Source organism: Emticicia agri (assembly GCF_004168285.1).
In the GTDB taxonomy this organism is placed as follows: domain Bacteria; phylum Bacteroidota; class Bacteroidia; order Cytophagales; family Spirosomataceae; genus Emticicia; species Emticicia agri.
Genome location: NZ_SEWF01000021.1, coordinates 70,706 through 85,037, shown reverse-complemented (window position 1 = coordinate 85,037; position 14,332 = coordinate 70,706). Strand labels below are relative to the sequence as shown.

Genomic DNA, 14,332 nt, shown 5'->3' with positions numbered 1-14,332 from the left:
AAGGTTGCTAATAATTGAATTTTACGAAATTATAAATAAAAATCATAAAAACAAACAATATTATCGTTTTAAACGATTTTTTGTTAGGGATTGTTTGTTTTTATGATTAAAATGTAATTAACACTATTTTTGACCAAACTGAGGGATATTTTTATTTATTTCGGTTTTGGCATAAGCAATAAACTCTTCGATACTCATAGCGCCTAAATCTCCCTCACCTTTTCGGCGTACAGACACTTTGCCTTCTTCGGCCTCTTTTTCTCCGACAATCAGCATTAAAGGTAATTTATTAACCTCTGCATCACGTATTTTACGACCGATTTTTTCGTCTCTATGGTCAACATATCCTCTGATATCATGCTCTTGTAAAGTCAGGAACACATCATTGGCATAGTCTTCATATTTTTCAGAAATCGGTAAAATAGCAATCTGGTCGGGCGATAACCACAATGGAAAATTACCTGCTGTATTTTCAATCAGAATGGCAATGAAACGCTCTAATGAACCAAATGGCGCACGGTGAATCATTACCGGGCGGTGTTTCTGGTTATCAGAACCAACATATTCGAGGTCAAATCTTTGTGGTAACTGGTAATCGACCTGAATGGTTCCCAACTGCCATCTTCTACCTAAGGCATCTTTTACCATAAAATCAAGTTTAGGGCCATAGAAAGCTGCTTCACCTAATTCTTCAACGGTTTGCAATCCTTTTTCGGCTGCTGCTTTACGAATAGCGTTTTCTGCACTATCCCATGCTTCATCTGTACCAAAATACTTGGTTTTGTTCTCAGGGTCTCTGAGTGATACCTGTGCTGAGAAATTCTCGAATCCTAAAGCTCGGAATACATATAATACCAAATCAATCACTTTCTTGAACTCTTCCTCTACCTGGTCTTCACGACAGAAAATGTGTGCATCATCTTGTGTAAAGCCTCGCACACGGGTTAAACCATGAAGCTCTCCACTTTGCTCGTAGCGATACACAGTCCCGAACTCTGCCAGACGCAAAGGTAATTCACGATAACTTCTCGGGCGTGCTTTATATATTTCGCAGTGATGAGGGCAGTTCATGGGTTTCAGCATAAACTCTTCGCCCTCTTCCGGTGTTGTAATGGGCTGGAATGAATCTTTACCATATTTTTCCCAATGACCTGAGGTAATATACAATTGTTTGCCCCCGATATGTGGCGTAACTACCTGCTGATAACCTGCTTTTACTTGTGCTCTGCGTAAGAAATTCTCTAATCTTTCTCTCAACATAGCCCCTTTAGGCAACCATAATGGTAAGCCTTTGCCTACTTTTTCAGAGAAAGTAAATAATTCTAATTCCTGACCCAATTTACGATGGTCACGGCGTTTGGCTTCTTCTAAAAATTGCAGGTAATCGTCTAATTCTTTTTGTTTAGGGAAGGTAACCCCATAAATGCGGGTAAGCATTTTGTTGTTCTGGTCGCCTTTGAAGTAAGCACCTGCCACATTCATAATCTTGGCAGCTTTGATAAAACCTGTGTTGAGAATGTGCGGCCCACGACACAAATCAGTAAAATTGCCCTGGCGATAGAAAGTGATTGAACCATCTTCTAAACCCGACAATAAGTCTAACTTATATTCATCACCTTTTTCTTCAAAATATTGAATGGCATCGGCCTTCGACATAGGAATACGTTGGTACTCGTTTTTCTGACGAGCCAGTTCCAGCATTTTATCTTCTATTTTTTTAAAATCATCGTTTGAAATAGCCACCCCATTGGTATCAACATCATAATAGAAACCATTTTCGAGGGGAGGACCAACCCAGAATTTTACACCCGGATACAATGATTCAAGGGCTTCTGCCATTAAGTGAGCAGAAGAGTGCCAGAATGTAGATTTACCGTCCGTGTCATTCCAGGTCAAAAGTTGCAAGGTTGAGTCTTCTTCAATAGGTAAATTGGCATCCTGAACTTTTCCGTTCACTTTAGCTGCCAATACATTCCTTGCCAACCCTTCGCTGATAGATAGGGCGACATCATAACTTGAGCTTCCTTTTGGATATTCTCTTACGCTTCCGTCCGGTAATGTAATTTTAATCATAAATCTGGTTGTACTGTATATATTAATAATCAATAATGGCTATGATATGGTTCAATCAGAACCTGATTCTTTTTGAAGAATCTGTTTTAACATTTACTTTTTCCTTGGGTTTAATAATATTGATTCTCAAACGTGAAGTATCTAAAAGTTTTTTAGGTTCTTCAACTACCACAGGTTTTGGAGCAGGTTTTGCAGGTTTTCTGACAGGAACCGATGTAGGGGTGTAATTAGGCATTCCGGCATTTACACGACCTGATACTCTGTTTAAGGCGATGATTGCCTGCTCATCATTCGGATTTTTCTCAACTGCTTCTTTCAGTGCTTCTTCGGCGGCTTCCATATTCCCTAATTGCTCCTGAGTTAAGCCAATCAGGTAATTAACCTTTGGCGTATCTTCATTGATGTCAAGCACTTTTTCGTAATTCTCAAGGGCTTTTAAGTAGCTTTTCCAACGGTAATAAATAGCAGCTGAATAAAGCAATACGTCAGTCCTTTTAGAATCTACAACTGTTACCTTTTCGTAATTAGCCAAAGCACTATCTAAACGACCAGCTTTAAAGAAAACCAAACCACGCTCTACCATGAAATCGGGATTGTCTGGAAACTGAACCATAGCCGACTTATTAACTACCAAAGCAGAATCATACATGCGGTAATTCTGCAAAACTTCGGTTAATTTTGTATAACCCTCTCTGAATGATGGCTTCATTTCTATCGACTGATTCATCAATGCGATGGCTGTAAGGGTATCTCCTTTTCTGGCCGCTAAAGTTCCCTTATAAAAATAGGTTTCACCATCATATGGAGCAATCTGTAAAGATTTTGCAAGATATTTCTCTGCTGAAGCAAGGTCATTTTTTTGCTGCGACAAGTCGCCTAACAGAGTATATAATTCAGGGGTATCTATATTCAATATTTCAGCACTTTGTGCAAACGAAAAAGCATCGTTATACCTTTTCATTTTTCTTAATATCAAAGCCTTTACGAACAAATATTTGCCTGTATTCTGTTTTAACTGGTCTGCTCGGTTAATGTCTTCAAGGGCTCTTTCGGTATTACCGATTTTCAGAAATACACTGGCTCTTTTAAAGTAGTTTTCAGCCACGCTCGGGTTACTTCTGATAGCATCTGTCAGGGCATCAACTGCAGCAGTATTCATAACACTTTCAACCTGAAAAGGAGACGGCGGAATCTTTGAACGGTCACGATTCCCCTGTCCACAGGCAGCAAGCAATGCAGCTACAATTACTAAAAAATATATGTTTAACCTTTTTTGCATTATTTCAATGATATACTCTATGGTATATTCCGGAATTTTTCACAAAAATCTGAAAATTTTCTAACAATAAAAACCTTTGCCAAGAATATAGAGGTTTATTTGCTGTGGTTTAGCACGATAAATCGCTTATTCTGTATATTTGATTGAAGGTTTTATTAAAATGAAGCAAAACGGTAGAAAACTCCTAAAGGTAAGCGTTTCTGAAAAGAATCCTGCAATACCAGTTCACCCATTTCAGCGTTTGTAATTGAAGGGTAATTCTGCTTAATAATGGTTTCTGCAATTACTGCCGAGAAACCCATCGAATAGAGATTTAATATAAAAAAGAAGTTTTTATCGTCAATCAGTTGTAGGCATCCTTTAATTAATTCGTTAATTCCTTCTTCCAGAATCCATTTTTCACCGTCGGGTCCTCTGCCATAGGCTGGCGGGTCAAGTATAATTCCATTGTATTTTTTACCTCTTTTTACTTCTCTTTTAACAAACTTCAAGGCATCTTCAACCACCCAGCGAATATCAGTTAACTGACTGATTTCCATGTTCTCTCTTGCCCACGAAATAGTTTGTTTAATAGAGTCAACATGCGTAACATCAGCCCCATTGCCTTTGGCTACAATAGAAGCGCCACCCGTATATGCAAAGAGGTTCAATACTTTTGGGGCAGGGACACCAATTTTTTGTAGTTTGGCTTCAATATATTGCCAGTTTTCTGCTTGTTCGGGGAAAATGCCTACGTGTTTGAAAGAAGAAAGGGAGAGTTTGAATTTATATTTCCGGCCAACCTGTTCATAGTTCATATACCATTTTTCAGGCATTTTTTTCAGGTTATGCCATTCGCCTCTCTCATCGGGGCTTAACTGGTCTTTTCCTTTGGTTTTTCTGAAAATAGCTGAAGCACGTTTTTGCCATTCATCTTCGCTTAAAGATTTATCCCAAACGGCCTGTGGTTCCGGTCGAGCCAGTATATAATCGCCGAAACGTTCTAATTTTTCAAAATTGCCCGAATCTATTAATTCGTAACCGGATATTTTGGGCTGTAGAAGCTGATACAAGGTAAGTACATTTAAATGGATTACTGAACCTTACTCAAATAAATGATTTTTTTGATATTTGTTTGAGGAAGTGATTGTTGCCCTTTTTTACGCTTTGTAGGTTTTTCTTTCGGAGCATCCAGATCTTTTATTGCCTCAAATTTAATACGACTTCCGTCAGCAATAAAATAATTTCCGTACCAATTTCGCACACCATGATAACTTGGTACAAATTGTATGTTTTTTACATCTATTTGCTCTTCTGAAAGTCGGTAAGTAGCTGGCCTTGCAAATTCGGACAAGTTGCTGACCGTTAAAGCCCCTTTGATACAAACTGCGGTAGATTTATCTTCAGAAATGGACAATGCTTCTTCTACTTGTGGAGAAATGAGATTCATATCAATTCTGTGCTGATTAATCAGGTTTCCTTCGAGGTCAAAATTAGCAATAAATCCATTCAGGTAATTATAACCTTTAAAGACCTGTTTCGATTGTGTACGTGGATAATTGTAGTTTGAATTACTGTATCGTCCGTAACTCGGGTAGGGGTCATACCCATTGTAATAAGGGGTACTGGTAGTAACTGTCTGAAAGTTTGCCTGAAAAAAAGTGCCACCTATGGTGAGAATATTATGACCGAAAACCGGCTTAACAGGTAATAAAACAAAGTTATCAATGAGTTTCTTAACTGTGACATCATCAATAGGAGGGATGCCTTTCAATAATTGACGGTAATCATAAAATTTGGTAGTGGTGGTTTTTCCGTCTTCTAGTTTTGAGATATACATTCCCTTTGCCCCTGAATTTGACTGGTAGGTACCCGAGATAAACTTAGTAGTTGGGCTAATCTCGGTTAAAGTAGCCGTTAAAGGAAAGTTACCTGCATTTGAAGCAATGGTATTCTTTATAATCAGCTTTCCGGTGGTATCGTATTTAGCATACACCACATACGCATCTTTGATAAACTCTCCTTTCTTTTTCTTCTGGTTGGCATAGGCTGATTCTTTTATAGCCCAGAGGCTCTCAATGATATTTTTCGGTGCATCATAATTAAAGTACTGAACCTGTGCTTTACCTATGAGTTCGGCCGTAATGAATTCGCCTAAATCTGCATCAAAATTATAATTATAAAAAGTTGCTCCTTTTTCGTTTACCCCAGCCATTAAAATCCGGTTTTTGAAAAAGACATAATCCTGGTCCTGAAAAAACTCTCTCAACTCAAATCCATTATTATTAAACTTTCCATCTTTCAACGAGATACTGAAAACCTGATAATACATTCCTTTGGTTTCGCTGAACATAAAGGTAATGTGGTCTTTATCAATGGTATAAGAAGAGGGTTTCTTTTCTACATCAAGAAATATTTCTGATTCCCACACTTTTTTTAAATCGGCATCAAACTTTACTGCCACAGCCTTGGTAATATCCTTTTTGGCAAACAGAATAATTCCGTCTTTGCCTAACGGAATCAACTGCTGCCAGGTGGGACGGCCATTAATTTCAAATTCTACCGTTTTCAGCACTTGCGCAGAAACCTTGACACAACTCAATAAAAAAATAATAACGAATGCCTTTCTCATCAATAATTGAGGTTATTGAGTGATTAATTGAAATATTTTTAACCAATTATTTAGCAATAGCCATTTACTAAAAAGCAATTTTATTCAGATAAAATACTTTTCTGGAGCCTCCATTTTTATTGGCTATTCTCTGATACCCCCATGCCAGATAATAATTCTGATGCCAGAATTCGAGGTCATCAGTAGCTGTATCCCTGATTTTATCGCCCTCCTGATTACTGCTTACTTCAATTACTTTGTTTCCTTCTATCACTTCGTTGCCTCTTACAATTTTACTGGCTAATTTGCCTTTATTGCTATAAACAAGCGTAATATCGTTGTTATCTAATTTAATCTTTACCTTTTCTTTCAGTTCCTGACTTTTCACATTGTCGAAGCTAAAGCTGTTATCCCAAATCAGATTGCCTTTCTGGTCGAATGCCGCTACTACAGCATGGGTATATTTAAAACCATCAAATTGCTGGTTGTTAAACCCTCTGCTACCAGACCATAACCACGGATTCCAGGCCCATGAATTGAGTCCATAATACCGATAATAATTCATGGTATTAAAGCCATAAGGACTATAAAACGGACTCCCGTACATACCTGAACCATAAAAATTATTGTTGTTTCTGAATTCAGGGTAGAAAACTTCAGCCACTAAAATATACTGATTGTCTTTCTGGATAATATCATGAACCAATACCCGGTAATTCAGTCGCAGGTCGCTTCCTTTATCTTTCTTTTTCGAAATCTGTTTTTCTATTCTGTCCTGTTGTTTCTGAGACATAAATTTGAAAAAGTTTCTGAATTCAGTAAAACTATGGAGTTTCAGGTATTCAGGATTCTCTTCATCAACTTTACTAATATACAAACCCTGCGACATAGGCACACCGTTTGACTGATAACCTCTATAGCCGAAATTACCAATCATCAGTTGAGTACCATCATTTAACGAAAACAATTTACCTGTTAAAAGACCGTAATCGTCTTCGGGTTCAACCGTAAGTTGTTCTACTATTTTGCCATTCTGGTTGATTCGTTTTACAGCCATATAACTCGAACGACCTTTCTTAACAGAATAAGAAACTACCAGTAAATTGTTCTCATCATCAAAATCAATAGAAGAAATACTGGCTGTTCCTTTTAATCCTCCGGCCAGAATCCGGGGTTGAAGTTTCTGAAGATTTACGCTCATCAGTACAGGTTCTTCTTTTACCATTCCGGCGAGATAGGCGTAATCATTGTGTACCTTAAATTCTGACACTTCAAACCTTGAGATATTTTCGAAGAAGAATTTCTGCATAATGCCTATGCCTGTCGATATTTTAATAATCTGGTATAGGTCGCTATTAAATTTACTGAAAAGAAAATACACATCACGGCCATCTCGGTAATAGTCAACATAAGACTGATTTTCCTCCAAATCGCCGTTTACCGACCATGATTGTTGCAATTCGGTGTCAAACTTGGTTATGTTGAAAGTTTTCTTTGATGTTTTTGATAAAATCAGCAAACCTTCATCACCCAAAGTGATTACCTGATACTTGTTATCTTCTCCGTTGGTTGGTATTTCTATGCGTTTAACGCTCTGAGCCTGGGTAGCAGTTAAGGTTAAAAGAAACGTTACGCATGCCAATATACACGACTTTACAACAGCGATGGTTACTTGTGTACGATTGGTCTTTGAATGCTCATATGTCTGATTACTGTTCATAACTTTTAGCGACAATTATGTCGAACTCTTCTTTTTTTACTGGTTGTACTGAAAGTCGGGAAAGGCGGATTAAGGCCATGTCTTGTAGTCTTTCATCTGTTTTAATTGCTTGTAGCGTAACCCCTTTAGGAAGTTTTTCGACTGGGGATAAATCGACAACTACCCAGCGTGGGTCTTCACAGGTCGGGTCTGGATAACATTCTTTCACAACTCTGGCAATTCCAACTACCTCAAGTCCTTCATTTGAGTGGTAAAAAAGCACTAGATCATCGAGTTTCATAGCTGCCAGATTATTGCGTGCAGCATAATTTCGCACACCGTCCCACATCCCTACGCCTTGATTAACGAAATCATCCCAAGAATATTTGAATGGTTCTGATTTTACAAGCCAATAGTTCATTTTATTCGATAGTATTTAAATGTTTGGAAATTTATAATCAAAAAAGCCCCAGTAAATGGGGCTAAATTCTTAATCAAGTTATGGAAACTTAGGGAATTTTTTAAAATCAGGTTTGCGTTTTTCCAGGAAAGAACGGAAGCCTTCTTTAGCTTCATCAGACAAATAGTAAAGCAAAGTGGCATTACCTGCTAACTCCTGAATTCCGGCCTGACCATCTAATTCAGCATTAAACGATGATTTCAACATTCTGACTGCCAGCGGAGATTTTTCCTGTATTTTTTTACACCATTCCACTGTTACTTCTTCCAGTTGCTCTAATGGCACTACTTTGTTTACGAGGCCCATATCTAAAGCCTCCTGTGCGTTATACTGGTCGCATAAATACCAGATTTCACGGGCTTTTTTCTGGCCTACAATGCGAGCCAGATAGCTGGCACCAAAACCACCATCGAAGCTGCCTACTTTAGGGCCTGTTTGTCCGAAACGTGCATTTTCAGCAGCAATAGTCAAATCACATACCACGTGTAATACATGGCCTCCGCCAATAGCCCAACCTGCAACCGACGCTATAACAACTTTAGGAATAGAACGTATCATTCTTTGCAAGTCAAGCACATTCAGCCTTGGAATATGGTCGTCGCCGATATAACCCCCATGCCCACGCACAGACTGGTCTCCACCACTACAAAAAGCCTTGCCACCTTCTCCTGTAAGAATAATTACTTCAATTGAGGGCTCTTCCCGACAAAATGCCATCGCATCTATCATTTCTTTTACCGTCTGCGGACGGAAGGCGTTGTGTTTTTCAGGACGATTAATACTGATTTTGGCTATTCCCTCAAAGTAACTGAACTTGATGTCTTCGTACTCTTTTATTGTTTCCCAGTTAATCATATACAGGCAGAAATATAATTAGTAAAAAATATTAGATAATTGGTATAATTAGTAAAACTATGGATTGTAAAAGTAAAATGATGAACCTAACTGACCATTAGTCTAATTCATCTAAATCAATGGTGTCAGCCCGATTATCTTCCTGAAAAAATTCCACTTTCCAGGTATGGTCGGCTAATAGAAAAACACGTGCTAAAAATTGATTGAAAGGAAAAGAACGTCCCCACTCAGCCGGAGCTACCATTGACAGAATATCTGAACCATCTTTCTTCTCATATAAATAATACGTATGATTAATAATTGGTTCAAATCCGATGGCGGCATCATAAATTCTTTCTGAAATATCAATCCTGTTTTTTATTTCTTTAGCCTGTTGAGCTAACAGTTCCATTTGCCTGTAAATCTTGCTCAACTGCTCATTGGTTTGCTGACGCATGGCCAATTGCGCTTTCCCTTTTACTTTTCCAATATCTTCCGGACGAATCACAGCTCCACCCGCAGTATGGGCATATTCCATTATGCCCGGGTTTTCGGCTACTTTAATTTTGTCTATCGGATTCTTTTCCATGATGCAAATTTATTTTGAAAACTTTGTTTCCGTACTAAATATTTAAAAAATAATGATTCTTTACTCTATTTTTCCAGAACATAATATGATTTAATAAAACCAAAATGGGTATTTTGAAGTTTTAATGATACACGATTATAACTGTTTATTTCGGCAAAAGTAAATCAATTTAGATAATACACAAAGTAAAGTTAATATAAATTAGATTATATATCTAATATGTGGTTAAAATTTAGATTTTATTACTTTTTGATTGCTTCTTTTGCGACCTTTCATGGAAATCTTACGTCTTAAATGATATAAAAACCATTCTAAAACTGCTATCGTACATTCATTTAAACCTTAGAAAAAATAATATGACTCCTGCTACAGACAGTAAAACAATTGACAGAAAAGAATTTATGAAACAAGTAGGCATAAGTTTTGGAGCTATTATGTTGATGAACTGCCTGCAATCTTGCGGTGGAGGAGAAATACCTGACCCTGACCCGAATGGTAATTCGGATAAAGTAGATTTTACTTTAGATCTGAATAGCTCTACCTACAACACCTTAAAAAATAAAGGTGGGTTTGTAGTTGTAAAACCGCAGAATATTATTGTGGCTCATACCAATACAGATACTTTTATTGCGGTGAGTTCTATCTGCACACATGAGTCGGCTACTATTGATTACCGAGCCTCAACCAACGATTTTCTTTGCCCCAATCATCAGTCAGAATTTAAAGCAGATGGGAGCGTACAGAAAGGCCCTGCAACTACGGCTTTGAAGAAATATTCAGTTTCTTCAGATTTAACCAATAATACTGTGCGCATTTTTGAGTAAATTTGCAGCATAATCTTAACTCAACCCTTCTTAATGCAGTTAAGAAGGGTTTTTTATTACTGCTACCATGATATTTTTAGAAAAAGATGGAACGCTTATCAATACTTCTCCCGATAATATCTATTATAAAAAAGTATTGAAATTTAAAGAAGCGTGGGATTCAGGACAGCAAAGTTTTACTATTCATACTTCAGGTTCAACTGGTATTCCTAAGTCCCAGACATTTACGAGGCTGCAACTCATAGAATCAGCTTATCTTACAGCCAAGACATTTGATTTACATGAAGGTGATACGGCATTTTGCTGCCTGAGTGTAGATTATATTGCTGGAATGATGATGCTTGTGAGGGCATTTGAAATAGGCATGGACATGATGATTGTTGAACCCAGTTCAAGCCCTTTTACTGGTGTCGAAAAACATTTGTATCTACTAAATTCTAATCGTGGGAAAAACTTTTTTGCCTTTGTTCCCCTACAGGTGCAAACCCTGCTGGAAGAGTCGGACAAGTTTCTGGATACTTTAAATGCTGCTAGAAATATTCTTATCGGAGGAGCTGGCATCAGTGAGTCATTGCACCAACAGCTACAAAAAATTCATGCGCCTGTATATGCTACCTATGGTATGACAGAAACCCTGACGCATATTGCCATAAAAAGAGTAAACGGCTCGGAACAGGAGAACTTTTTTACAGTTTTGGAAGGTATTGAAATTGCACAGGATGAGCGGGATTGTCTAAAGATTAAATCTAAAACTACTAATAATGAGTGGATTGTGAGCAATGATATTGTAGAACTGATAGATGAGCGCAGATTTAAACTGATTGGCCGCTTTGATAATATTATAAACAGTGGAGGGGTAAAAATTCAATTGGAAAAGGTTGAACACATAGGAGAGGAGGTGCTGGCGAAGATTAAATTTAAAGGAAGATTTTTTGCCTATGGTGTTCCTGATAATAAATTAGGTCAAAAACTGATTCTGGTAGTAGAAAGTAAAAAGCCACTTTCAAACGGAAATGATTTAGGAATAATTTTCTCGGAAAAATTGCCTAAGTTTGAGATTCCCAAAGAAGTATTTTTTGTTGAAAAAATGATTGAAACCCCAACCGGGAAAATCGATAAAATTAAAACCGTCAATGCCTACGTTCTCCCTCAAATACCAAACCTCTGAAAATATTCCACCGCCCTTTGCGCATGCCATTGAGCTTTCGGGGGAAATTGAACAAAATAAAGAATTAGCTCTTTCTTTTGAATTGACTTATCTGGACAGAAACCTTCTTACCGAAGAGGAAATTTTGGATGAAGGTTTTTCGGGTAATGACGACTTTAGCTGGAAAGGGACTTTACCAAATGTATGGAAAGATATTTTATATGGCAATCTTAAATCGGCCAAGCCTTTAAAAATAAAAGACTTAGAGCCACATCAGAACTTCTGGCAACTTGATTTCGAGCAGCAATCGTTTTATCCATCTAATGCAGAAAAATTTTCTTATTTGCTGGAAGAAATACAGCAAGCTGTTTTCGAAAAAGCGCAAAGAGAGTTGCCTCTCCATTTAATTTTCTATAAAAATCAATCAGGAGAGATAAAGGAAACAATTATTAAGGCATCGTTTGTTGAAAGAAAAGTAGAAATTACAAGAAATTTGAATAACCAAGGCAGAAAAACATCAGAACTGCCGTGGGATGAACTTAACTTTATTCTGAAAAATACTTTTTCAGGAGAATTTGTTATGGATGTAGCTTTCAACCAAAAGCCATTGCATAAGGGAACCTTTGTAAATATCGGCGATGGATATTGGTATGAAGTGGGCAAATCATTACTGATTGAGCCTTATAAAATTCAAAAACTTTTTAAGTTATAAAAAAAACTCATCTCTAAAGTTTGAGATGAGTTTAAACATTATCTATTCAACCTATGATTATTAATTCGCTCCTTGAATACGGGTATTTTTTGTAAACTTTACATCTTTATAAGTACCCGTCCAACTCAACAGAAGAGTAGTTCCCGCTTTAGGTTCAGTTATACCCAACTCTACCCATGACTTTGTCAAAACTGCTATTCCCTGGTCATTAGTTGTTAAGTCACCAATCTTAGCTCCATTTCTGAAAGATAAAGCTATTGGTAAAGCCTTTACTGCAATAGAATCTATGCCTTTGGTATTGTCTAAAATATTGGTCTTATCTAACTCAACCAGTTTAATGGTAAAGGTTACACCTTTTGAAATTTTGGCGCTTACAGTTGGTTCAGTTGTCAGGCCTGAGGAAGCAACTCCGTTATCGTCTATTACCAGAAATAGTAAAGGAGAAACTACTCTATCCACAAAAGGGTCTTTCTTTTCGCAGGCTGTTGCCAACAGAATAAGCCCTAAATAAAATATATATGCGGTCTTTTTCATTTTCTTAAAGTTTTAATTGTCAAATGGTTATTTAATCCGCCATTTTTTGATGATTAATTCATTGAAAACCTGTTTCAGATAGTGAAAGCAAGCTACGTCGGACACTATTTTTCAGCCCACCATAGTTTGGTTCGCATGTTATCTGCACCACCGTTCAGGGTAATTCCTTTGTCCAGACTGGTTTTGTTCAGTGAATATTCGGTAGTCGGATAAGGCAAACGGGTAGGTAATACACCTTCGTTCTCAAAAACAGCTCTTGGGTCTTTGGCAGGTAATACAGGAAATCCGGTGCGACGGTATTCTGTCCAGGCTTCTACGGCATTACCAAATAAGGTAATCCATTTCTGGTCAAGAATTTTCTCTTTTGTGGCCGTACCAACTGTTTCAAAATAATTGGCAGGAACTGTTACCTTATACTGGTCGTAAGAGGCCTGAATACCTTTTTTCATCAAATCATTAGCATCTGCAGTAATATCGCCATCAATAGCTGCCTCGGCTAAAATCAACAGCAACTCACTGTAAGTCATAATCACGCTTGGTGTATTGGCCTGGGTGAAAAAACTACCAAGTGTAGAAGCCGAACTCAGGTAAGTGGTAGCAATGGCATCAGGTAAGCCGTTCGGAATGCCTTCATATTTTCCGGCTCCGTTCATATTGGCAAATACCGACAAACGAGTATCTCCTAATCCGGTGAGTTTATCAACAAAGGTTTTGCTCATGCTCCAGTCGGTACGGCTACCCATTACCATTACTTCATGCCACTCATTATTACTTGGGCGAGTAGCTGTGTTTTTCAGAAGTGCATTGTCATCATTGCTGGTAAAGATGGGAAATTTTACTGCATCACCTAAAATCTCGGCCATAATGGCTTTAGATTCTGCCGACTTCTTGGCGGCCTGACGGTTAGCCAAACGAAGTCTTAATGAATTGGCAAATTTTTTCCATTTCAGAATATTACCATCATAGAGAATATCCCCTGAAATAGCCGGACCTGTAACGCTCAGTTTTTCGTTGGCAATTTTCAGGTCATTCAATAACCCTGCATACACTTTATCCATCGAGTCATATTCCGGCACATAGATAGGCGTAGCATCAGTTCCTTTTAATGCCTGAGAATAAGGAATAGCACCATAAAGGTCTGTTAGTACCGAGAATACCCAGCTACGCATCACAATGGCAGCTCCTTCGTAATTAGCGTTTGGTGTTTTGCTTTCAGGGCCTGCTTGTTTAATAATACTCTGGAAGTTGACCAATCCGTCGTTGAAGAATGATTTCCAGGTATTATTATAAAACGTTGGCGTGATTCCATAATTATCGCCTTCGTTTGAATAAATATTTCTTGACAAATATTGAATCCAGAGCATAGCCCCATCCAAATTCAAACGCTCAAATCTGATATTACTTCCCCAATATCTATCTACCGATTTTTCTATGGCATAAGGCAACAGGTATTGCGGGCTTATACTCGTCGGGTTATTGGGGTCTGTGTTCATTTCGTCGAATTCTTCTGTACACGAATTCAAAGAAAGGCTCATGGCAACTGCTATTGAGACTAATATTTTATATGATTTCATAAATTTTCAGGTTTAAG

Annotated in this window: 13 protein-coding genes; 3 read left to right on the top strand and 10 right to left on the bottom strand. The window is 37.8% G+C overall.

Annotation, left to right across the window (positions count from 1 at the left end; all coding sequences use genetic code 11):
• Positions 1 to 123: 123 nt before the first annotated feature.
• The 8 genes from thrS to EWM59_RS15130 form a co-directional block, all read right to left on the bottom strand.
• The gene (gene thrS / locus EWM59_RS15165; RefSeq protein WP_130022025.1) at positions 124 to 2,073 is read right to left on the bottom strand and encodes a threonine--tRNA ligase; all 1,950 of its coding nucleotides are present in this window, start codon (positions 2,071 to 2,073) and stop codon (positions 124 to 126) included.
• 55 nt (positions 2,074 to 2,128) lie between these two features.
• Positions 2,129 to 3,352, bottom strand: a complete 1,224-nt coding sequence (locus tag EWM59_RS15160; protein ID WP_130022023.1) for a tetratricopeptide repeat protein — start codon at positions 3,350 to 3,352, stop codon at positions 2,129 to 2,131.
• Between the two features lie 155 nt (positions 3,353 to 3,507).
• Positions 3,508 to 4,404: a class I SAM-dependent methyltransferase gene (locus tag EWM59_RS15155; protein WP_130022021.1), complete on the bottom strand. Its 897-nt coding sequence runs from the start codon at positions 4,402 to 4,404 to the stop codon at positions 3,508 to 3,510.
• 20 nt (positions 4,405 to 4,424) lie between these two features.
• Positions 4,425 to 5,963, bottom strand: coding sequence for a hypothetical protein (locus tag EWM59_RS15150; protein WP_130022019.1), 1,539 nt, complete (start codon positions 5,961 to 5,963; stop codon positions 4,425 to 4,427).
• A 67-nt stretch (positions 5,964 to 6,030) separates the two neighbouring features.
• Positions 6,031 to 7,662 (bottom strand): hypothetical protein, encoded by a 1,632-nt coding sequence (locus tag EWM59_RS15145; protein WP_130022017.1) that lies wholly within the window; start codon positions 7,660 to 7,662, stop codon positions 6,031 to 6,033.
• Positions 7,652 to 8,062, bottom strand: a complete 411-nt coding sequence (locus tag EWM59_RS15140; protein ID WP_130022015.1) for an EVE domain-containing protein — start codon at positions 8,060 to 8,062, stop codon at positions 7,652 to 7,654. The genes EWM59_RS15145 and EWM59_RS15140 overlap by 11 nt, the downstream gene beginning before the upstream one ends.
• A gap of 78 nt (positions 8,063 to 8,140) precedes the next feature.
• Positions 8,141 to 8,956 (bottom strand): 1,4-dihydroxy-2-naphthoyl-CoA synthase, encoded by an 816-nt coding sequence (menB, locus tag EWM59_RS15135; protein ID WP_130022013.1) that lies wholly within the window; start codon positions 8,954 to 8,956, stop codon positions 8,141 to 8,143.
• Between the two features lie 97 nt (positions 8,957 to 9,053).
• A complete protein-coding gene (locus EWM59_RS15130; protein WP_130022011.1) occupies positions 9,054 to 9,524 on the bottom strand; it encodes a DUF2452 domain-containing protein in 471 nt (156 codons plus the stop codon).
• Between the two features lie 356 nt (positions 9,525 to 9,880).
• Here EWM59_RS15130 and EWM59_RS15125 point away from each other — a divergent pair, with 356 nt between their 5' ends.
• From EWM59_RS15125 to EWM59_RS15115, 3 genes are all read left to right on the top strand, one after another.
• On the top strand, positions 9,881 to 10,348 hold the full coding sequence (locus tag EWM59_RS15125; RefSeq protein WP_130022009.1) for a QcrA and Rieske domain-containing protein: 468 nt from the start codon (positions 9,881 to 9,883) through the stop codon (positions 10,346 to 10,348).
• Positions 10,349 to 10,415: 67 nt separating this feature from the next.
• Positions 10,416 to 11,516, top strand: a complete 1,101-nt coding sequence (locus tag EWM59_RS15120; RefSeq protein WP_130022007.1) for an AMP-binding protein — start codon at positions 10,416 to 10,418, stop codon at positions 11,514 to 11,516.
• Complete coding sequence (locus EWM59_RS15115) at positions 11,482 to 12,207, top strand: hypothetical protein (RefSeq protein WP_130022005.1); 726 nt, start codon at positions 11,482 to 11,484, stop codon at positions 12,205 to 12,207. The genes EWM59_RS15120 and EWM59_RS15115 overlap by 35 nt, the downstream gene beginning before the upstream one ends.
• A gap of 60 nt (positions 12,208 to 12,267) precedes the next feature.
• On the opposite strand, the gene EWM59_RS15110 is transcribed toward EWM59_RS15115, so the two are convergent.
• Both EWM59_RS15110 and EWM59_RS15105 read right to left on the bottom strand, forming a co-directional pair.
• Entirely contained in the window at positions 12,268 to 12,741 is a 474-nt protein-coding gene (locus EWM59_RS15110; RefSeq protein WP_130022003.1) for a hypothetical protein, read from the bottom strand.
• A gap of 104 nt (positions 12,742 to 12,845) precedes the next feature.
• Entirely contained in the window at positions 12,846 to 14,315 is a 1,470-nt protein-coding gene (locus EWM59_RS15105; RefSeq protein ID WP_130022001.1) for a SusD/RagB family nutrient-binding outer membrane lipoprotein, read from the bottom strand.
• Positions 14,316 to 14,332: the final 17 nt, after the last annotated feature.